The 21,304-nt window shown below is 43.8% G+C and carries 16 protein-coding genes; 9 read left to right on the top strand and 7 right to left on the bottom strand.

Going from position 1 to position 21,304, the window contains the following annotated elements; all coding sequences use genetic code 11:
- Nucleotides 1–97: 97 nt before the first annotated feature.
- Nucleotides 98–1,690, bottom strand: a complete 1,593-nt coding sequence (gene nhaB / locus L3V35_RS13840) for a Na(+)/H(+) antiporter NhaB (RefSeq protein WP_017088574.1) — start codon at nucleotides 1,688–1,690, stop codon at nucleotides 98–100.
- A gap of 639 nt (nucleotides 1,691–2,329) precedes the next feature.
- Here nhaB and fadR point away from each other — a divergent pair.
- A complete protein-coding gene (gene fadR, locus L3V35_RS13845) occupies nucleotides 2,330–3,169 on the top strand; it encodes a fatty acid metabolism transcriptional regulator FadR (RefSeq protein ID WP_017084025.1) in 840 nt (279 codons plus the stop codon).
- 199 nt (nucleotides 3,170–3,368) lie between these two features.
- Here fadR and L3V35_RS13850 read toward each other — a convergent pair whose 3' ends face one another.
- Complete coding sequence (locus L3V35_RS13850; RefSeq protein ID WP_017084024.1) at nucleotides 3,369–3,848, bottom strand: DUF1456 family protein; 480 nt, start codon at nucleotides 3,846–3,848, stop codon at nucleotides 3,369–3,371.
- A 221-nt stretch (nucleotides 3,849–4,069) separates the two neighbouring features.
- Nucleotides 4,070–6,130, bottom strand: a complete 2,061-nt coding sequence (gene metG / locus L3V35_RS13855; RefSeq protein WP_237300083.1) for a methionine--tRNA ligase — start codon at nucleotides 6,128–6,130, stop codon at nucleotides 4,070–4,072.
- A 158-nt stretch (nucleotides 6,131–6,288) separates the two neighbouring features.
- On the opposite strand from metG, the gene apbC reads away from it, so the two are divergent.
- The 3 genes from apbC (at nucleotide 6,289) to L3V35_RS13870 (ending at nucleotide 10,498) form a co-directional block, all read left to right on the top strand.
- On the top strand, nucleotides 6,289–7,365 hold the full coding sequence (gene apbC, locus L3V35_RS13860) for an iron-sulfur cluster carrier protein ApbC (RefSeq protein ID WP_237300085.1): 1,077 nt from the start codon (nucleotides 6,289–6,291) through the stop codon (nucleotides 7,363–7,365).
- Between the two features lie 258 nt (nucleotides 7,366–7,623).
- On the top strand, nucleotides 7,624–8,265 hold the full coding sequence (gene udk, locus L3V35_RS13865; protein ID WP_004734002.1) for a uridine kinase: 642 nt from the start codon (nucleotides 7,624–7,626) through the stop codon (nucleotides 8,263–8,265).
- Between the two features lie 106 nt (nucleotides 8,266–8,371).
- Nucleotides 8,372–10,498 (top strand): AsmA family protein, encoded by a 2,127-nt coding sequence (locus L3V35_RS13870; RefSeq protein ID WP_237300087.1) that lies wholly within the window; start codon nucleotides 8,372–8,374, stop codon nucleotides 10,496–10,498.
- 250 nt (nucleotides 10,499–10,748) lie between these two features.
- Here L3V35_RS13870 and cobO read toward each other — a convergent pair whose 3' ends face one another.
- Nucleotides 10,749–11,354 carry a cob(I)yrinic acid a,c-diamide adenosyltransferase gene (cobO, locus tag L3V35_RS13875; RefSeq protein WP_048610567.1) on the bottom strand — a complete coding sequence of 202 codons (606 nt, stop codon included), beginning with the start codon at nucleotides 11,352–11,354 and terminating at the stop codon, nucleotides 10,749–10,751.
- Nucleotides 11,355–11,438: 84 nt separating this feature from the next.
- On the opposite strand from cobO, the gene L3V35_RS13880 reads away from it, so the two are divergent.
- Nucleotides 11,439–11,888: a low molecular weight protein-tyrosine-phosphatase gene (locus L3V35_RS13880; protein ID WP_237290275.1), complete on the top strand. Its 450-nt coding sequence runs from the start codon at nucleotides 11,439–11,441 to the stop codon at nucleotides 11,886–11,888.
- Between the two features lie 114 nt (nucleotides 11,889–12,002).
- Here the strand turns inward: L3V35_RS13880 and L3V35_RS13885 are convergent, their stop codons facing one another.
- On the bottom strand, nucleotides 12,003–13,550 hold the full coding sequence (locus L3V35_RS13885) for a SulP family inorganic anion transporter (protein ID WP_004733998.1): 1,548 nt from the start codon (nucleotides 13,548–13,550) through the stop codon (nucleotides 12,003–12,005).
- Nucleotides 13,551–13,808: 258 nt separating this feature from the next.
- The gene (rne, locus tag L3V35_RS13890; RefSeq protein ID WP_237300089.1) at nucleotides 13,809–16,976 is read right to left on the bottom strand and encodes a ribonuclease E; all 3,168 of its coding nucleotides are present in this window, start codon (nucleotides 16,974–16,976) and stop codon (nucleotides 13,809–13,811) included.
- Nucleotides 16,977–17,594: 618 nt separating this feature from the next.
- On the opposite strand from rne, the gene rluC reads away from it, so the two are divergent.
- On the top strand, nucleotides 17,595–18,539 hold the full coding sequence (gene rluC, locus L3V35_RS13895) for a 23S rRNA pseudouridine(955/2504/2580) synthase RluC (protein WP_017078123.1): 945 nt from the start codon (nucleotides 17,595–17,597) through the stop codon (nucleotides 18,537–18,539).
- 251 nt (nucleotides 18,540–18,790) lie between these two features.
- Here the strand turns inward: rluC and L3V35_RS13900 are convergent, their stop codons facing one another.
- Nucleotides 18,791–19,372, bottom strand: coding sequence for a nucleoside triphosphate pyrophosphatase (locus L3V35_RS13900; protein ID WP_054547254.1), 582 nt, complete (start codon nucleotides 19,370–19,372; stop codon nucleotides 18,791–18,793).
- A gap of 149 nt (nucleotides 19,373–19,521) precedes the next feature.
- Here L3V35_RS13900 and yceD point away from each other — a divergent pair, with 149 nt between their 5' ends.
- From yceD to plsX, 3 genes are read left to right on the top strand one after another with little or no spacing between them, the layout of a single operon-like run.
- Nucleotides 19,522–20,049: a 23S rRNA accumulation protein YceD gene (gene yceD / locus L3V35_RS13905; protein ID WP_004733994.1), complete on the top strand. Its 528-nt coding sequence runs from the start codon at nucleotides 19,522–19,524 to the stop codon at nucleotides 20,047–20,049.
- Between the two features lie 44 nt (nucleotides 20,050–20,093).
- Nucleotides 20,094–20,264 carry a 50S ribosomal protein L32 gene (rpmF, locus tag L3V35_RS13910; protein ID WP_004737376.1) on the top strand — a complete coding sequence of 57 codons (171 nt, stop codon included), beginning with the start codon at nucleotides 20,094–20,096 and terminating at the stop codon, nucleotides 20,262–20,264.
- 9 nt (nucleotides 20,265–20,273) lie between these two features.
- Nucleotides 20,274–21,299: a phosphate acyltransferase PlsX gene (gene plsX, locus L3V35_RS13915; protein ID WP_237300091.1), complete on the top strand. Its 1,026-nt coding sequence runs from the start codon at nucleotides 20,274–20,276 to the stop codon at nucleotides 21,297–21,299.
- The last annotated feature ends 5 nt before the right edge of the window (nucleotides 21,300–21,304 follow it).

A 21,304-nucleotide genomic window follows, 5' to 3' on the forward strand; every position in this document is an offset into this window, starting at 1 on the left:
GAATACTCAGAGCTTTTTATCTTGGATAAGTTTCCTAATCAACTAATATTTTTGATTAGTTAGACACACTTATTGTGCCTTGCTAAACAAAATCGGATTAGTGACCACCAGAGATAACTGGAGCGATAACCTCACCAGTACGCTGAATGATCCAACCTGCATCGTAGAACCAAGCAGTCATCGGCTCAACAAAGAACACGATACCAGCAAGGCCAACAAGAGCCAGTACGATAGTATATGGCAAAGCCATGATAACCATGCGGCCGTAAGACAGTCTAATTAACGGGGCAAGTGCCGATGTTAATAAGAATAGGAATGCAGCTTGACCGTTTGGCGTAGCAACAGAAGGTAGGTTAGTACCTGTGTTGATAGCAACAGCAAGTAGGTCAAATTGGTCACGAGTGATGATGCCTTCAACCAGTGCAGTTTTCACTTCGTTGATGTAAACCGTACCAACGAACACGTTATCTGACACCATCGATAAGATACCGTTGGCCACATAGAATAGTGCGAGCTGTGCGCCTTTATCTTCAACGTGAAGTACTGCATCGATCACTGGCTTAAACAGTCCCTGGTCAATGATTACAGCAACGACAGCGAAAAAGACAGCAAGAAGTGCAGTAAATGGTAGCGCTTCTTCAAAGGCTTTACCCATTGAGTGCTCTTCAATTACACCAGTAAACGCCGTTGCTAAGATGATAACAGAAAGGCCAATCAAACCGACTTCAGCGACGTGAAGCGCAAGGCCTACGATAAGCCAAACTGCGATTGCACTTTGAACCCATAGTTTTGCTACGTCTTGTTTTGTACGGTTTGCGCGTTCTTTGTTGTCAAATTCAACTAAGATTTGGCGAACGTTATTTGGCAGTTTTGCACCGTAGCCAAATACTTTAAATTTCTCTACAAGTGCACAAGTGATAATGCCGCAGATGAATACAGGCAATGTTACTGGCAACATACGGATGATAAATTCACCGAATTCCCAGCCTGCTTGCTTAGCAATCACTAAGTTTTGCGGTTCGCCTACCATGGTCATTACACCACCGAGTGCAGTACCTACACCAGCGTGCATAAGTAGTGAACGTAGGAAAGCACGGTAGTTTTCTAAATCGTCACGTGTAAGCTCAGAGATCTCTTCATCATGAGTATGATCGTGCGCTGACGTTGTGCCCTTACCTGATGCAACCTTGTGATAGATAGAGTAGAAGCCAACCGCAACGCTAATAACAACGGCGATTACTGTTAGAGCATCTAAGAATGCTGACAAGAAAGCAGCAGCGATACAGAAAGCGACAGAGAGTAGGACTTTGGATTGAATGCCAAGCAGGATCTTCGTGAAAATGAACAAAAGCAGTTCTTTCATGAAATAGATGCCAGCAACCATGAATACTAATAAGAGTAAAACTGGAAGGTTTGCTTGTAGCTCATGATAAACCATTTCGGGTTTGGTCATGCCAATGGCGACCGCTTGAATTGCCAATAAACCACCCGGTTGAAGAGGGTAGCATTTTAGAGCCATAGCTAGAGTGAAAATAAACTCAACCACTAATAGCCAGCCCGCAACAAATGGGTCAACTAGGAAGAAAACAAACGGGTTGATGATTAAAAAGGAAATGATGGCAAGTTTATACCAATCAGGAGCCTTACCAAGGAAGTTCTTGATAAAAGCGTTTCCGAGAGACATCGGCATGTTAATACTCTTTTATGTTGATTATGAATAGATAAGCAATACAACATTTGAGAATCGAGCTATAGAGGTTGTTAAAAACTATAACTAACAGTGACTTAGAAAAACTACATTCCATGTAATGTTCTGTGGTCTTGCCAAGTCACTCCCTTAGAAACTCAAGCACTGCTAATTTTTGAGCGCAACTCTACTCTTAGATAACATTTAGTCAACAGGAAAACCCCTGTAGCCCTAAAAATACCTCTTTTTTGTTGAGAAACGCGATCAAAGTAGCGCAAGCATACCACTTAAAATGTGATAAAAACCGACTAGAATCAATATTTCAGCGAAATGATTGAAATTAACAGAATAACGACGGTTTATATATGATTATTACAACTTAATATTGCAAATTAATAACTTTGAAATTATGACCAATCTCATTGATTTTAAAGAAAATTTGTTGTGTTAATGGTTTGTTGAAATGGTGGTTTATCGTTGCTTGCTTTTCAAACCTAGGGTGCAAACGTGTGCTGAACTTTAGAGTTTTAACTCTACTGGTGTTTTGGGGGAGTAAAATTTTTGAGGGTGTTTCCGCTGGGTGTGAACTAGTGGTATGATGAGTAAATTAGAACAGAATAATTAAATTGGATTGAAGTGTAGATGGTCATTAAGGCTAAAAGCCCGGCAGGATTTGCAGAAAAGTATATCATTGAAAGTATTTGGAATGGCCGTTTCGCTCCAGGTTCTATCTTGCCCGCAGAGCGTGAGCTTTCTGAGCTGATTGGTGTTACACGTACTACGCTTCGTGAAGTACTTCAGCGTCTTGCTCGTGATGGTTGGTTGACAATCCAACACGGTAAGCCAACTAAAGTTAACCAGTTTATGGAAACGTCAGGTCTTCATATTCTTGATACATTAATGACGTTGGATGTTGATAACGCAAGCAAAATGGTAGAAGACTTACTTGCTGCACGCACCAATATCAGCCCTATTTTTATGCGTTATGCATTTAAAGCAAATAAAGAAGCTTCTGAGCGTACGATTACTAATGTGATCGAATCCTGTGAAGCTTTACTTGCGGCACCGACATGGGATGAATTCCTAGAGTCTTCCCCGTACGCTGATAAGATCAAACAATCGGTCAAAGAAGACGCAGAAAAAGATGAAACGAAGCGTCAAACAATCTTAGTTGCTAAAACTTTTAACTTCTACGATTACATGCTTTTCCAACGTTTAGCATTCCATTCAGGTAACCAAATTTATGGTCTGATCTTCAACGGTGTTCGTAAATTGTACGACCGTGTTGGCAGCTACTACTTCTCTAACCCAGAAGCTCGTCGCTTAGCCATGGAGTTCTACAAAGACTTGTTTGTTATTTGTGAAAGTGGTGAGCGTGAAAACTTGCCACTTGTGATTCGTAACTACGGTATCGCAAGCGCACAGATTTGGAACGAGATGAAAACAACGTTACCAACAAACTTTACTGAAGACGACAGCTAAGTCTTTTCATTAAAGTACTGTTAGGTTGGTTTACTTATTAAGTAAACGACGTAAAGAAAACGAAAAAGCGGCGAGATAATCAAATTATCTCGCCGCTTTTTATTTATCGATAGTTGGTGAAAACTTATCAATAGGCAGTAACTTACCAGTGGCCAGCAACTATCTATAAGTAGTCATTTATCTATCTATGATGAGTAACTTACCCTGCAAACTCTTCTGAGTCTGGACGGTTAGTAAATTGCACGCCATTTAGAAAATCGCAAAGTAGTTGGTCTTCACATACTTTGTAGTTCTTGTTCTCTGGCTTACGGAAGTAAGCACCAATCTCGTACTTACTTAGGCTGATGCCTACCACTTCTAATATATCTAATACATCTTCTGCTTTCATGTTCAACGCAATACGCAGCTTCATGAAAATCATGTTGTTAGTCAGAGCAACTTCAGGTTTAGGCTGAACACCCTCTTTTTTGCCACGCTTAAGGTTGATAAAACCATTTAGAAATACCGCTAACTCTTTATCTTTCATCGTAGAGCATGACTTGTCGTTGTCTTCTTTTAGCCAGTTGATCACTTGGTCATGAGCAACGGTCACATCAGCTTGCTCGATAGCTTTAATGATCTGTGCATTTTTAAGGTTTAGCGCGTGTTGAATACGACGCAAGATTTCGTTGTTAGTCACTGGGAATTCCTAAAAAGGGTTTGGAGAGTAAAGAGGTGTTGGTTAGCCCGTTATCGTCGACAAACCAATTTCTACTCTACATAGCATAGTTGACGGCGACTCTAACAGAGAACGCTTATTTTCGGTAGATATAAAAAATCCCCAATGCTTATTAACTCATTCAAGTTAAAAGTGCATTAGGGATTTCGTTATGAGTGCTTGTTATCTGACTGAAGCCAGAATTACATTACACGCATACCAGGTTGAGCACCTTCGTGTGGCTCAAGGATCCACAGGTCGCTGCCACCAGGGCCCGCGGCTAGGATCATGCCTTCAGACATACCAAACTTCATCTTGCGAGGTTTTAGGTTTGCAACCATTACGGTTAGCTTGCCTTCTAGCTCTTCAGGTTTGTATGCTGACTTGATGCCAGAGAATACTTGGCGAGTTTCACCACCGATGTCCAGTTGGAACTTCAGTAGTTTGTTCGCTTTTGGTACTTCTTCACATGAGATAATACGAGCAATACGCATATCGACTGCTGCAAAGGCATCGAACTCAATCTCGTCTGCGATTGGCTCTTTGTCTAGCTCAGTTTGGCTTGCTTGCTCTTTTTCAGCTTCTGCTTTTTCTTTCGCAGCTGCTTCTGCGGCTGAATCTTCTTTAGAAGACTCGATCATTGCTTCCACTTTCTTCGGATCAATACGGCTAAACAGCGCTTTGAACTTAGTGATTTCGTGATCAGTTAGCGGTGTAGCAATAGCTTCCCACGTTAGTTCTTCGTTTAGGAAAGCCTCAGTGCGAGCCGCAAGCTCTGGCATAACTGGTTTCAGGTAAGCCATTAGCACGCGGAATAGGTTAATACCGACAGAAGAAACTTCTTGAAGCTCTTTCTCTTTACCTTCTTCTTTCGCAAGAACCCAAGGTGCTTTTTCGTCAATGTACTGGTTAGCTTTATCTGCTAGTGCAGTAATTTCACGGATAGCGCGGCTGAACTCACGAGTTTCGTATAGCTGACCGATACGCTCAGCAGCAGCAACGAATTCGTTGTATAGCTCAGGTTCTGCAAATTCAGCAGCAAGTTTTCCTTCAAAACGTTTCGTGATGAAGCCAGCGTTACGAGACGCTAGGTTAACAATCTTGTTTACGACGTCAGCGTTTACACGTTGAGTGAAGTCTTCAAGGTTAAGGTCAAGGTCATCGATACGGCTGTTTAGTTTCGCAGCGTAGTAGTAGCGTAGACACTCAGGGTCTAGGTGATTTAAGTACGTGCTTGCTTTGATGAATGTGCCTTTCGACTTAGACATCTTCGCACCGTTCACCGTTACGTAGCCGTGTACGAATACGTTGTTTGGCTTACGGAAACCAGCGCCTTCTAGCATTGCAGGCCAGAATAGGCTGTGGAAGTAAACGATGTCTTTACCGATGAAGTGGTAAAGCTCAGTTGTGCTGTCTTTCTTCCAGTATTCGTCAAAGTTTAGATCGTCACGCTTGTCACATAGGTTCTTGAAAGAAGCCATGTAGCCAACAGGAGCGTCTAGCCATACGTAGAAGAATTTGTTTTTCTCGCCTGGGATTTCGAAGCCGAAGTAAGGTGCATCACGTGAGATATCCCACTGTTGCAGACCAGACTCGAACCATTCCTGCATTTTGTTTGCAGTTTCATTCTGTAGAGAGCCAGAACGAGTCCACTCTTTAAGCATGCTTTCGAACTGAGGTAGGTCGAAGAAGAAGTGCTCAGAATCTTTCATTACTGGAGTTGCGCCAGAAACCGCTGATTTAGGGTTAATTAGCTCAGTTGGGCTGTATGTCTCACCACAGTTATCACAGTTATCACCATACTGGTCTTCTGACTTACACTTAGGGCAAGTACCTTTTACGAAGCGGTCTGGTAAGAACATCTCTTTCTCAGGATCGAAAAGCTGAGAAATAGTACGGCTAGAAATGAAGCCGTTCTTTTTAAGTTCTAGATAGATGTGAGAAGCCAGTTCACGGTTCTCTTCGCTATGTGTGCTGTGGTAGTTATCAAAACTGATATCAAAGCCAGCGAAGTCTTTTTGGTGCTCTTCACTAACAGCAGCGATCATCTCTTCTGGCGTGATACCCATCTGTTGAGCTTTAAGCATAATTGGCGTGCCGTGAGCATCGTCAGCACAGATGAAGTTTACAGTGTTGCCACGTAGACGCTGGTATCGAACCCAGATATCAGCTTGGATATGCTCAAGCATATGGCCAAGGTGAATAGAGCCGTTAGCGTACGGAAGCGCACAAGTTACCAAAAGTTGTCTTGGATCAGTTGCCATACTTAATAATTCGCTTTTTTGATAGGTATAAATTTTGAGAGGTAATACTACTTTATAACGTGTGATACGCCAAGGTATCAGACAAAGGATTCCCTTAGTTTTTTAGGGGTTCAGTCTTCATCTCGTGGGTGATAGCATAAATAAAAAAAGGAGCCCCAATGCGTAACTTTACTTCTAAGCAAGATTTCTGTTCATGGTTGAATGAGTTCGAGTCACCAATCCTCATCCCAGAGTGGGCGCTACACCAAAATATTGTATCGGTTGATCCTCGTGGGTCATTTGTCATTACCTTGCCTTTTGCAGCTAATCAGCTCGCGGTTGAATTGGAACAGTGGATCAACTCCCAGATTGAACAACAGCTTGTCAGCACTTTTCAGTTTGAAGTAAAAGTGAAGGCGTCTGCGCTAGAAACTACAGTCGCAACACCATTGAAAGGCGTTAAGAACATTATCGCCGTGACGTCGGCAAAGGGTGGGGTGGGTAAATCGACAACTTCGGTAAACCTTGCGCTTGCGTTATCTAAGTCAGGTTCAAAAGTGGGCTTGTTGGATGCGGATATCTATGGTCCATCTGTGCCTATGATGCTCGGTCAACTGGATGCAAAGCCAGAAGTACAGAACAACAAATGGATGATGCCAATCGAGGCGCATGGCATTTTCACTCATTCTATTGGCTATCTTGTGTCGAAAGATGATGCTGCAATCTGGCGTGGCCCAATGGCAGCGAAGGCTTTAGGTCAGCTTGTTAACGAAACCGTATGGCCTGATTTAGATTACCTTGTTATCGACATGCCACCGGGCACAGGTGATATTCAGCTCACACTTTCACAGCAAATCCCAGTAACGGGCGCGGTAGTCGTGACGACACCTCAAGACTTGGCTTTAGCCGATGCACGTAAAGGTGTGGCGATGTTCGATAAAGTGAGCGTGCCAGTTGCAGGCTTAGTGGAAAACATGAGTTACCATATTTGTAGTCACTGTGGCGAAAAAGAGCATATCTTCGGTGCTGGTGGTGCAGAAGCCATGTCGGAAGAGTTCTTCCTCGATATTTTGGCGCAAATTCCACTGCATATTGATGTAAGAGAAGACATCGACGCGGGCTGCCCAACGGTTATACGCCGCCCGGAAAGCGAACACACTCGTCATTACCTAGAATTGGCTGAAAATGTGGCTGCGAAAATGTTCTGGACGGGAAAAGCGAGACCGGAAGCGATCAACTTTTCTATGGTTGATTAGAGTAGATAAGTCTTAAGGCCGTATAAATAATGTTTGGGTGAGATAAATAGCTTTTGTATTTGGCTAAAGAGCCGTTGGGTTTGTGCAAATAGTTGTACGCCAGTTATTCGAAAGCAAACGATTGTATTCATTTAATGTATAGATAACATCAATTTGACTGCAATTAGCTAGAATGGCGACTAGAATCTATGTTGTTTAGCCCCTATAATCAGGCGGTTTATCTCTTCCCACCACCAAACCATATCGGGTGCAAAATTAATGTCTGATAATAATCAATGTGTCATCGTAGGTATCGCTGGCGCTTCAGCATCAGGAAAAAGTCTGATTGCTAGTACAATTTATAATGAGTTGCGCGAGAAAGTAGGCGACCATCAAATTGGTGTTATCACGGAAGATTGCTACTACAGCGACCAAAGCCACTTGAGTATGGAAGAGCGTGTTAAAACTAACTACGATCACCCAAATGCACTGGATCATGATCTATTATGTGAACACCTACAGCAGCTAATGAGTGGCAATGCGGTAGAAGTTCCTGAATACAGCTACACAGAACACACACGTACCTCTGAAACGACTACACTTACACCTAAGAAAGTGATCATTTTAGAAGGTATTCTGCTTCTAACAGACCCGCGTCTTCGTAAACTAATGCACGCAAGCGTGTTTATGGATACACCGTTAGACATCTGTCTACTACGCCGTGTTAAGCGTGATGTAGAAGAACGTGGTCGTACAATGGACACGGTACTTAAGCAATATCAAGAAACAGTACGTCCAATGTTCATGCAGTTTATCGAGCCTTCAAAACAACATGCAGACATCATCGTTCCTCGTGGTGGTAAAAACCGTATTGCGATTGACGTGCTAAAAGCGCACATTGCGAAGTTGTTGAAGTCTTAATCGAATAAAAATTTGCCTAAGTGACTCACTTAGCTTTATTTTTTACCGAATCAGTGGCACTTTTATAGTGCCACTTTCTTTTGGAATCTAAGCAAGGAATATGCGGATGAAGAAACTACTCATTTTCATAGCTGTACCAGTGTTTGTTGTCGTTGCAGCAATTCTGGCACTAGTGCTGTTAGTGAACCCTAACCAATTTAAGCCATTAATTGTCGAACAAGCCCAAAAACACACAGGCCTAGAGCTCGTGATCGAGGGCGATATCAGCTGGCAATTCTTCCCATCTATTGGCTTCGAACTTGGTCAAACTGAATTACGTAACCCTGAAGGATTCACCCAACCAAACCTGTTTAAGGTTGATACCGTTGGCGTTGATGTTTCGGTTACCCCGCTATTTAGCAACCAACTAGAGATCGGCAACATTACTCTAGATGGTGCAGAATTCTATTTAGAAACGCTTAAAGATGGTCGTAAGAATATCGACGCGCTAACTCAAGCATCAGCTCCTCAAGAGTCTGAGCCTGCAGCTGACGCAAGTTCTGAATCAACACCTGCGCCCCAAGAGCAAAGTGCTACAGACGCATCTGGTTGGACGATCAACCTTGCCGGCGTCACTGTTTCAAATGCGTTGTTTGAGATGGACGACAAGCAAGCTGGTTCATTTACTAAGTTATACGATGTGTCTTTGAACCTTTCTGAGTTTGCCGTTGATACATGGACAACCGCGACGTTTGCGGCTTCTGGTGAAAACAATCAACAGAAATTCTCTGCAAACGGCAGTGCTGAATTCAAATTATCGGAAGGCTTCGCAAGTTACGCACTGCGTAATATTGACCTAAACGCTAAGTTCAATGATCCAGCAACGTCGATTGAGTCAGCAAAAATTGGCTTGGATACGTTTGAGTTCGATAAGGTAAACCAACTGACTTACGCTGTAATCGGTAATGCGGCTGGCCTTGACCTTGATCTTAAAGGTGGCGGTGAACTTACCGTCGATAGCGCGATTTCAAAAGTAACGCTGAACAAATTAACGTTAGACTCAACATTCAAAGGCGACACGCTTCCTCAGTCTCCAATGAAAGTCGACATGCTGTCTGATTTAAGCTTCGATCTTAATAAGAGCCACCTGAGCTTTGTGTTAGAGAAGCTACAAGCTAACGCTATTGCTTTAGACGGTAAAGCAGACGTAACCCTATCTGAAATACCAAAAGTTCGTTTCTCTCTTCATAGCCCGAATATTGATTTAGATGAGTTCTTAGGCTTAGGCAATACAACAGAAACAGCGAGCACAGCTCCTTCTGGTTCTGCTGGTGGCTCAACGTCAAACTCTGGTAGTTCAGCTCCTGCTAAAGAAGTCGAACCTGATCTTTCTGCATTGAAAACGCTCGACGTGAAAGGTGACATCACGATTGATAAGTTCAAGGCGAGCAATGCGAAGATGCAGAATGTTAAAACGGCATTTTCGGTTAACCGTGGTATCGCAGAGCTAACCTCATTCACATCGAATCTTTACCAAGGTTCTATTTCTGCGACCGCTAAGCTAGACGCTCGTAAAACACCAGCGACTTACACTGCTAATAAGAAAATTAGAGGTGTGAAGGTTCAACCGTTACTGGTTGATGTAGCGAACAACGACATGCTGGAAGGGACGGGTAATATCGATGTTAACGTTAAAGGTAAGAGCCTTACGCCAACAGGAATCAAGAAGAACCTAGTCGGCACGATCGTGATTAACTTTGAAGATGGTGCGGTGAATGGCATCAACGTTGCTCAATTGATTCGAGAAAATTACGCTAAGATCAAAGGCGAAAAAGTCGAAAGCAAAGATGAGGCTCAAAAGACGGACTTCAGCGCAATGAAAGCGACACTGAAAGTTGATAAGGGTTGGGTTTCAACGAACGACTTATCGGCACAGTCACCACTGCTACGCGTGACAGGTCAAGGTAAAGCAAACTTCATTAATGAAACGGTCGACTTCCTTGTTCGTACATCGATTGTTGGTTCGCTTGAAGGTCAGGGCGGCAAGAACATTGATGACCTGAAAGATGTGACCATCCCAATTAAGGTGACAGGCCAATGGGCTGACCCGAAATTTGCGCTTGTTTTTGATGATGTGTTGAAACAAAAAGCACAGAAAGAGATCGACCGTGGTGTGAATAAGCTAACGGATAAGATCAAAGACGAGAAGACCAAAGAAGCGGTTGACGGTTTGTTGAAAGGTTTCTTTAACTAAACCTTTCTAACTCGCATATAAAGAAGCGCCACTCCTGTTGCAGGAGTGGCGCTTTTTTTTGGATGCTGATTATTATCCGGGCTTAGTAAACAAAGAGATTCCCTATGAAACTCGTTCTTCGTTCTAGGGGCGTTCCTCGTTCTAGAGAATGACGATCGGTGCTCGTCCTTTATTTAGGGGAGTAACACTGAAGAGTCGTCATCCTCGAGAGGGAAGAATGACCGAGTCGGGGATCTCTAGTTGAATGCGATTACCAGTCAACGCCTTGAAGCGCTTTCACACCAGATTCAAAAGCGTGTTTTACGTTACGTACTTCTGAAACAGTATCGGCCATGTCCGTTAAAGTGCGGTGCGCGCCACGGCCAGTAATGATCACTGACTGCATTTTAGGACGGTTATTCAGAGCTTCCACCACTTCATCCAGTTCGATATAGCCATAGCTCACCATGTAAGTCAGCTCATCAAACAGAATCACATCAATCGACTCATCGGCTAGCATGCGCTGACACTCTTTCCACACGCGCTGCGCGGCTTCGATATCTTGAGCCTTGTTTTGGGTTTCCCAAGTGAAGCCGGTTCCCATAACTTGGAATTCCACATCCAGTTTTTGAAGAACGTTCTTTTCGCCGTTATCCCAAGTCCCTTTGACAAATTGTGCAACGGCACATTTCTTACCATGACCAACTGCACGTGTAATGGTACCAAAACCGGATGTTGATTTTCCTTTACCGTTACCAGTAATAACCAGCAATAAGCCTTTCACTTCTTGTGCTGCAGCCACTCGTGCATCAACTTGTTCTTTTACTTTCTGTTGTCTTGCTTTATGGCGTTGTTCTTTGTTGTCTTCGGTCGACATAACAAATCCTTTTAAGTTGTGATTGCGCCTATCATAGCTTAACTTAACGATAGCAAAAACCATCGGAAGAACAGGTGATTACGGATGAAAAAGATACTCGTTGTTTGCATGGGGAATATTTGTCGCTCGCCAACAGGTGAAGCGGTACTTAGAAAGAAAGCCCAACAGATGGATATTGACGTAACGGTCGACTCTGCGGGGACGATTGGCTTTCATCAAGGTAATCCACCAGATTCACGTTCTAAGTCAGCCGGTGAAAAGCGTGGCTACAGCTTTAAAGGTATTACGTCTCGCAAGGTAGTGATGAATGATTTTGATGAGTTTGATTTAATACTAGCCGCAGATCAGGCGAATTTAGATGATTTAATGAGCCAGTGCCCAGCCCACCTTCAATACAAACTTGCGCTATTCTTGAGCTTTGGAGAGTCACAATATCAAGAGATACCAGATCCTTATTATGGTGAGGGAAATGGCTTTGAGTTGGTGTTGGATTTAATCGAAGAGTCTAGCGAAGCGATACTGCGTTCAATGTAGTGTGGGAACAATGTTCGTCGTTGGGTGATAAGTCTAAGGGCTGACCGGTAGGTATAAAAAAGGCCGACATCGAATGTCGGCCTTTCTAAATCTAGCTTTAAGCCATGACTAAGCTTACTTAGACATTACTTTGTAGATTGGGTCTTCTGCAACGTTCGCTTCAACTAAGCTACCGGCTTTGTGCAGCATAGCAACACAGTCTTGGCTTAGGTGGCGAAGGTGAAGTGTTTTACCTAGTGCAGCGTAACGGTCAGCAATCGTGTCGATCGCTTCAATTGCAGAGTGGTCTGTTACGCGTGAGTTGGCGAAATCAACGATAACATCTTGTGGATCGTTGTATGCGTCAAACAACTCAAGGAAGTTAGCGGTTGAACCAAAGAAGATTGGGCCGTTAACTTTGTACTCTTTAGAGCCTTCAGCGTTAACTGATTTGTCTGCGTAGATGTGTTTAGCATGTTGCCATGCGAACATTAGTGCCGAAGCAACAACACCCACACCAACAGCGACCGCAAGGTCCGTTAGTACTGTTACCACGGTAACCAGAACGATAACGAAGAAATCTTGCTTAGGAACGCGACGCGCAAGCTTGAAGGTTGCCCATTCAAACGTACCGATAACAACCATGAACATTACGCCCACAAGTGCTGCTAGAGGAATCATTTCAATCAGTGCAGAACCAAACAGGATGAACATCAGTAGTGCAACTGCCGCTACGATACCTGAAAGACGACCACGACCGCCTGAGTTTACGTTGATCATCGATTGACCGATCATCGCACAACCACCCATCGCACCGAATACAGAACACGTTACGTTAGCCATACCTTGACCAACACATTCACGGTTAGATTGGCCACGAGTGTTTGTCATCTCGTCTAGTACCGTTAGTGTCAGTAGAGACTCGATCAGGCCGATAGCTGCAAGGATAATTGCGTATGGCAGGATGATCTGAAGTGTCTCGAAAGAAAACGGAACTGCGGGAATAGAGAACGTTGGTAGAGAGCCCGCTAGCGTAGCGGCTTCGTCGCCAGACATAGTACGTAGGAAGTCAACAACAGTACGAGTTTCAAGATCAAGGCCTACAACCAAAGCCGTTACCGTTACAATAGCTACCAATGAAGAAGGTACTGCTGTAGTGAGTTTAGGTAGGAAGTGGATGATACCCATAGTGAGTGCGACTAGGCCTAACATCAGTGTCATTTGACCGCTTGGTAACCAAGTTAATGCACCCGTTACGTCTGGCGCTTTAAATTGACCAAGCTGAGCTAGGAAGATCACAATTGCCAAACCGTTCACGAAACCAATCATTACTGGGTGTGGAACGATACGGATAAATTTACCTAACTTGAATACACCCGCTGCAATTTGCAGAAGGCCAGCCAGCATAACGGCTGCGAATAGGTATTGAACGCCATGGGTTGCCACTAGGCTCACCATTACAACGGCCATTGCGCCAGTTGCACCAGAAATCATACCTGGACGACCACCGAAGACGGAAGTGATTAAACCTACGATGAATGCTGCGTAAAGACCAACCATTGGGTCAACGCCAGCAACAAAGGCGAATGCTACGGCTTCAGGTACCAGAGCTAGGGCTACTGTAAGACCTGAAAGCACGTCATTCTTTACAGAGTGCTTTGAAAATTGTGGGAATTCGAACATGTTTGCTCAGCTATGCTAAAAATGGATTTACCGACACGAGTGTATTGCGTAGCCAAACAGTGATGGAAAAGAGCGGCAATAGCGAAGTGTCGAAAAGATAAGTGCGCGAATGCTACCCAAAAATGTGACTAAGTTCAAGGTTGAACCTAACTTTGAGTAATATATCTGTTAATTTTTATTCGATTAGTAGATATGAAAAAGGCTGCTTTAATAAGCAGCCTTTGATTCTATTTACTGGTGATTATCTATCAGTAATCGCTAGTAGTTTGGCTTAGTCATACCTGCGCCAGCTTGGTTCGACGCTGCCTGACTACCTGCACCTTTCGGTACAAAACGCTCAGTGCGGAACGGAGCTGCAACAACTTCAATCTCTTTGATCTCTTGTGGACCAGGAGCTTTAGTCATTGGTGAGCCTGCTTGCTTCTTAGCAACAGTTGCTTTTGGTGCAGCTTGAGGAGCTTCTGCTTTTACAACAGGCGCTTCTTCAACTTTTGCACTTTCAGCTTTAGGTGCTTCAGCTTCAACAACTGGTGTTGTCTCTTCTACTGCAACAGCCGCTTCGACTTTCGTCGCTTCTACAATCACTGGAGCTTCAACTTTCTCAGTTTCAACGACCACTGGTGCTTCTTCAACGACTACAGGAGCTTCAGTTACCTGAGCTTCAGAGCGAGTTTCTTCAGCAACAACTGCGTCTTCACGAGAGATGATCACTTTACCCATAGCTAATTCAGGACAAGCAAAACCGCCAGCCATCACTACGTTGCTTTGAGGTGCATTCTCTTGAGCTGTATTTTGCTCTTGAGCTTGAACAGCAACGTCCATTTCCGCCACTTCAGGTTTTGTCTGATTGTGGTGAGGTTTTGGAATGAAGCGAGGCATCACTTTACCCATAGCCATCTCAGGAGAAGCTACACCACCTTTACGTAGGCGGAATGGGTTAGGGCGACGATCGCGACCGCGACGACGACGTTGACCACTTGCACGTAGGTGACGTGGAGAGCGACGGTTACGACGTTGCTTCGGCTCTTCCTGTTCTGTTTGCTCAGCATTTACTTGAGTTGCTTCTACTTGTTCCGCAACTTTTTGCTCTTGAGCTACAGCTTGTACGTGATTTGCTGTTTGTACCTTTTGCTCTTTTGAAGCGTTATCGGCATTGTTGTCAGCTTCTGCTTGAGCTTGCTGGTCTTTAACTCGAACTAGTTTGTTCAGCTTACGACGTTGACGACGCTCTTTAATTTTCACAGCTTTTGCTTCAGGCTTCGCCTTTGGCGCTTCTGGTTTATCAGCTTGAGCTTCTGCCGCTAGCTGTAGACCTTCTTCTGCTAATTTAGATGGTACTTGCTCTTCTTGTTGCTTCTGCTCATCACGTGGCTTATTGCGACGATCTTGCTTAGGCTTACGAGGCTGACGAGTTTGCTGTGGAGCTGCTTCTTTTTGCTCTTCAGGTTTCTCATCACGTACAGGTTTACGACGGCGTTTGTTGTCACGGTTTTCGTTGCGATTGTCGCCACGTTCGTTACGTTGTTCGCTACGGTCACCACGCTCGTTACGTTGTTCGCCACGGTCACCACGTTGGTTACGACGGCGGTTGTCGTTACGATCACGGCGTTGACGGTTACCGTTGTTGCGATTGTTCTTAGGTTTTTCTTCTTGCTTCTCTTCTTCTTTCTTCTCTTCTTGAGTTGAAGAGCCAAATAAGAAGCTACCGATAGCTTTGAAGAAACGACCAATTAGGCTAGGTTCTTGCGTTGCAGCTGGTTCAACTTTCTTCTCTTCAACAGCTTTAGGAGCTGGAGCAGGAGTGGGTGCTGATTGAGCTGGAGCCGCGAAACCTTTCAGAGCAGGCTCTTCGATCTTCTTAGGACGAATAGTCTGTTCTGCTGGTTCTTTGCTTTCTGCTTCTTTTAAAGCTTCTAGCTTGGTAGGCAGCAAGTAAGAGAGTAGATCGAACTCTTCACCTTCACGAACACGGATAACCTCAAAGTGTGGCGTTTCCATGTCAGAGTTAGGAACAACAGTGATCTTAACTTCTTGGTTCTTCTCGATGTGGTTTACTGAGCGACGTTTTTCGTTCAGAAGGTAAGAGGCAATTGGAACAGGCACAACAGCAAGTACTTGTGCTGTGTTGTCTTTTAGAGCTTCTTCTTCAATCAAACGTAAAACAGAAAGTGCTAGAGATTCGTTATCACGAACAACACCAGTACCTGTACAACGAGGACAAATGTGGTGGCTTGCTTCTGCTAGTGATGGGCTCAAACGTTGACGAGACATCTCTAGAAGACCAAAGCGAGAAATACGACCAATCTGAACACGTGCACGATCTAAACGAACGGCATCACGTAGACGGCTTTCAACTTCGCGTTGGTGGCGAACTGGAGTCATATCGATGAAGTCGATAACAACAAGACCACCTAGGTCACGTAGACGTAATTGACGTGCAATTTCATCGGCTGCTTCTAGGTTAGTGTTTAGCGCTGTTTCTTCAATATCGCTGCCCTTTGTTGCACGAGCAGAGTTGATATCGATAGAAGTTAGAGCTTCTGTTGGGTCGATCACGATAGAACCACCAGACGGAAGACGAACTTCACGTTGGAAAGCTGATTCGATCTGGCTTTCAATCTGGTAATGGCTGAATAGTGGCACTTCACCATCGTATTTCTTAACGCGATTCATGAAATCTGGGCGTATTAATTGAATGTGCGCTTGTGCACGTTCAAAAATAGTATTGCTGTCGATTAGAATCTCGCCAATATCACGACGTAGATAGTCACGAATCGCACGAACGATAACGTTACTTTCTTGGTGAATAAGGAAAGGAGCTGCATTTGAATCAGAAGCTTGCTTAATAGCGCCCCAGTGATTCAATAGAACGTTCAAGTCCCACTCTAGCTCTTCTGCACTTTTGCCAACACCTGCTGTACGCACGATTAAGCCCATGCCTTGAGGAAGCTCAAGAGTGCTTAATGCTGCTTTCAGTTGAGTGCGTTCATCACCTTCGATACGACGAGAAATACCGCCAGCACGAGGGTTATTAGGCATAAGAACTAAGTAACTACCAGCCAAAGAGATGAAAGTTGTCAGTGCAGCGCCTTTGCTACCACGTTCTTCTTTCTCAACTTGTACGATTACTTCTTGTCCTTCTCTTAGCACTTCTTTAATGCTAGGACGGCCCTGGTATGTATAACCTTCAGGGAAGTATTCGCGGGCAATTTCTTTAAGAGGGAGGAAACCGTGACGTTCTGCGCCGTAATCAACAAATGCCGCTTCTAGGCTTGGTTCAATACGGGTAATACGTCCTTTGTAGATATTCGCTTTCTTTGACTCGTGACCTGGACTTTCGATATCTAGATCGAACAGTCGCTGGCCATCAACCAAAGCGACACGCAACTCTTCTTTTTGAGTTGCGTTAATTAACATTCTTTTCATTTAGAAATTCTCATTGTCTTTTCTTATTTTCATCATTGGTCTTATCGCTTTATTCGTTTCTCATGGTGCCAGATCCCATGGCTTTATCGGTGCAGCCTCCCGGCTGGAGTAGGGATGCTCTGGGGCACGTCAGTCATCATAGGGAGTTAGCCTATGATCCGCGATGTGGCGGTGAATACTCAACATGAGTGTACGTGAGTAGAGCGATAAGGAACTCAGTTGACCGTGTCTTACGCCGATTGCAGCACTGTCTAATCTGAGTCATCTACTCATTTACTTGCTTATGAATGGTTAGCTGTTTAAATATTAGTCAATCCATTGATAGCAGCTGTGAACTATAGCAGTGGTCGGTAAACACAGCAATCTGCTTTGTCGTAATGCGGTAAAAAAAACAGTTTTTGTTTGGGTTTTGATAGCTCTAACTCACTGTCTATAAATAATTTATCAATTGATATTTTAATTTGCAGGAAGCTTGGTGCTTTTTTGTTCGAAGAATCAAAGAAATATAGAACTTCAATGACCTTTTAGGGATAGATCGGCAGGGATTATAGATAAATAAGTTCAGAATAGGGTTAAGAAAATCTCAATTATCAAAAGTGACAGTGATACAATGGCCCAATGAGCGAAATTAGAACCCAAGTCCAATTTGTCGACATTGACGAAGATATGGCTGGTCAGCGTATTGATAACTTCTTACGCAACCAATTAAAAAACATCCCGAAAAGCATGATTTACCGAATTGTGCGTAAAGGCGAAGTCCGCGTAAACAAAAAACGCATCAAGGCTGAATACAAACTAAAAGCAGGTGATTTAGTTCGTATCCCGCCAGTCACTATTGAAGAGAAAACAGAAGAGAACGTGCCAAGCACGAAACTCAATAAGGTTTCTGAATTAGAACAGTGCATCATTTATGAAGATGATCACATGCTGATTCTGAATAAACCATCAGGTACTGCGGTTCATGGTGGTAGCGGGCTAAAGTTTGGCGCGATTGAAGCATTGCGTGCACTTCGCCCTGATGCTCGTTTTCTTGAATTGGTACACCGTATTGATAGAGATACGTCTGGCATTTTGCTTGTTGCTAAGAAGCGCTCGGCGCTAAGACACCTTCAAGCACAGTTCCGTGAAAAAACGGTTCAAAAATACTACTTCGCTTTAGTGATGGGCGAATGGAAGAACAGCTGTAAAGTGGTTAATGCTCCTTTATTGAAAAATGAAGTAAACAGCATTGTTCGCGTTAACCCGAATGGTAAGGCTTCTGAAACTCGTTTTAAGGTTTTGGAAAAATTCCAAGATGCGACGTTGGTTCAGGCAAGCCCAATTACCGGCCGTACGCACCAAATTCGAGTACACGCTCAGTATACTGGCCACCCAATTGCTTGGGATGACCGTTACGGTGATCGTCGTTTTGATGCTTACACGGGTAAAGTAGGATTGAATCGTTTGTTCTTACATGCCGCCAACATTAAGTTTACCCATCCAGGTAGCGAAGAGAAGATGGATATCTCTGCTCCAATGGAAAAAAGGCTAGAGAGAGCACTCACTGGTCTACGTAAGCTTTAAGAAGATACGAAAGGGTTAGCTGTTTCTAGCCTTACCTATCTACTAACAAAAAAGTTGACGAAATCCGTCAACCTTTTTTGTTTTCATCTGTTGTAGAAAATCCCCAACTCGCTCGTTCCTCGCTCATGAGGATGACGACTTTTTAAAGACAGGTTCTACATCATGAGCTGATGGATGATGTAGCTATCTTCGTCATTCCCTAGACTGACAAAGGAAGGAGTAGGGAATCTCTAACAAAGAGAGAGTCTCCGTTATAGTACGCTCATTCCTTGCGCTTCTAACATATCAACCAGATCGATCAGAGGTAAACCGATCAAGGTATTCGGGTCTTTACCTTCCATCTGTTTAAATAGCGCGATACCTAACCCTTCACACATAAAGCTGCCCGCGCAGTAATAAGGCTGTTCTTTCTCAACATAAGAAATGATCTGCTGTTGTGTTAAATCACGGAAATGCACGATGAAGGTATCTAAGCGAGTGTCGGCTTTATTGGTTTCACTGTTCCATACGGTTATCCCAGTATAAAAAGTGATGCTTTTACCGCTTTGGCGAGATAGCTGCTCAATCGCTTTTTCACGAGTGTGTGGTTTACCAATGATTTCTCCATCAATCACACACACTTGATCGGAACCAATCACTAGGCTTGGTTGTTCGACAGTACAAGACTTGGCTTTTGTCTCGGCAAGACGCATCACTAACTGTTGAGGTGTCTCTTCTGGAAGTGGTGTTTCATTGCAGTCAGGCTTCGCTGTGACAAAGTCTAACTGTAGTTTTTTGAGGATCTCTTGCCTAAATGGAGATGTAGAAGCTAAAACTAGTTGGTAATTTCTCATTTTAATTTACAATTCGTGTAAGCATTTAGTTCAGGATAACGTAACTTATCCTGCTATTCATAATGCTCTGAACAGGAAAGGTAGGAAAGTACATTTTTTTTGCCATTTCCTTTGACTAAACACGATTTGGAAGATAAGATTCGCGCCCTATGCAAAAGGAAAAAATACCGCGTACAGTTGATCCGGCAAGAACGGCTCAAAAACGACTCGATATGGATGGTATCATTCAAGTCAGTCTTTTAAAGCGTTTAACCGAAACAACTGAAGGCGTAAAACGTGACGCGCAAGTCTCAATGTCATTTGGGCTTGATGAACAACGATTAGTCGTTATCTCTGGTAAAGCTAACGTCGAAGTCGATTTAGAGTGTCAACGTTGTAATGAGGTTTTCGCACATGAGTGCGATGTTCAATTTACTTATACTCCTGTTTACAGCGAGAAAAGTGAAGAGGAAGCACCGGAAGAGTACGATTTGGTAGATCTGAACGAGTACGGTGAGTTAGACCTGATTCAATTAGTTGAAGACGAGTTCATCCTTGGATTGCCACAAATAGCAATGCACGACGATGCGAAATGTAGCGTTAACTCAAATAACTTGGTGTTTGGTGAACTTCCTGAAGAAATTGAGGAAGATAAAAAGCCGAATCCATTTGATGTTTTAAAAAACTTAAAGAAGTAACTTATTAATAAGTATCTTTAAGAATTTACATAGGAGTAGGGTCAATGGCCGTACAAAAGAGCAAGAAATCACGTTCAATGCGTGGCATGCGTCGTTCACACGATGCGCTAACTACAGCTGCACTTTCTGTAGACGCAACTTCAGGTGAAACTCACCTACGTCACAACGTGACTGCCGAAGGTTTCTACCGCGGCAAAAAGGTTATCAACAAGTAAGGTTGACCTTTGCAAAATCTAACCGTTGCGCTTGATGCAATGGGCGGGGACTTCGGTCCTCGTGTAACAGTGCCTGCCGCCGTGCAGGCACTGTCGTATTTCCCAGAGCTAAAAGTCATTCTCATAGGTGATCGAAATGCGATCACATCTCAATTATCTTCATTAGGTCGAAAGCCTGATTCTCGTTTGAGTATCCAGCATTGTGATCGAGTCATTTCCAATTCTGAAAAACCTTCCCTAGCCTTACGTAATAGTCAGGGTAGTTCTATGCGTGCTGCTATCGATTTGGTTGCCGAATCACAGGCTGATGCTTGTGTGAGTGGTGGTAACACTGGAGCACTGATGGCGTTATCTCGTTTCAGACTCAAACTCCTTCCCGGTATTGATAGGCCTGCATTGGTTTCCGCTTTGCCTACTGCTTCTGGTAACCGTACATGGATGCTTGATTTAGGAGCGAACGTTTCTAGTGACGCAGATTCACTGTTTCAGTTTGCTGTAATGGGTAGTGCATTAGCGGAACAACATTTAGGTCGCGCTCCACGTGTCGCTATCTTGAATATCGGTGCCGAAGAAATCAAAGGCAATGACCTTGTGAAACGATGCGCGGAAATGTTGTCTAATACTCAGTCTGTGAACTTCATAGGCTATATTGAAGGTAATCAATTACTTCAAGATGCTGCTGATGTCGTCGTATGTGATGGTTTTGTGGGCAATGTCTGCTTAAAAACGTGCGAAGGTACGGCTCAGCTCTTTATTGATAAGCTAAAAACGCGCATGATGGCTTCAACAATAAAGGGTTGGATCGCCAGAATGTTGTTTTCTGAGCTATTTACTGAATTAAAAACCTTGAACCCCGACCAGTATAACGGCGCAAGTTTGTTAGGATTGCGCGGCATTGTCATTAAAAGTCATGGAAGTGCTGATGTGTCTGCAGTCGTCAACGCGATTGGTGAAGCAGTACACGAGGTCAAACGACAAGTCCCCAGCCGCATTAGCGATCGTTTGGAAGCGGTTTTACTCGAGAGGCATTATTAGTCTTC

Source organism: Vibrio sp. L5-1 (assembly GCF_021728315.1).
Lineage (GTDB): Bacteria > Pseudomonadota > Gammaproteobacteria > Enterobacterales > Vibrionaceae > Vibrio > Vibrio splendidus_K.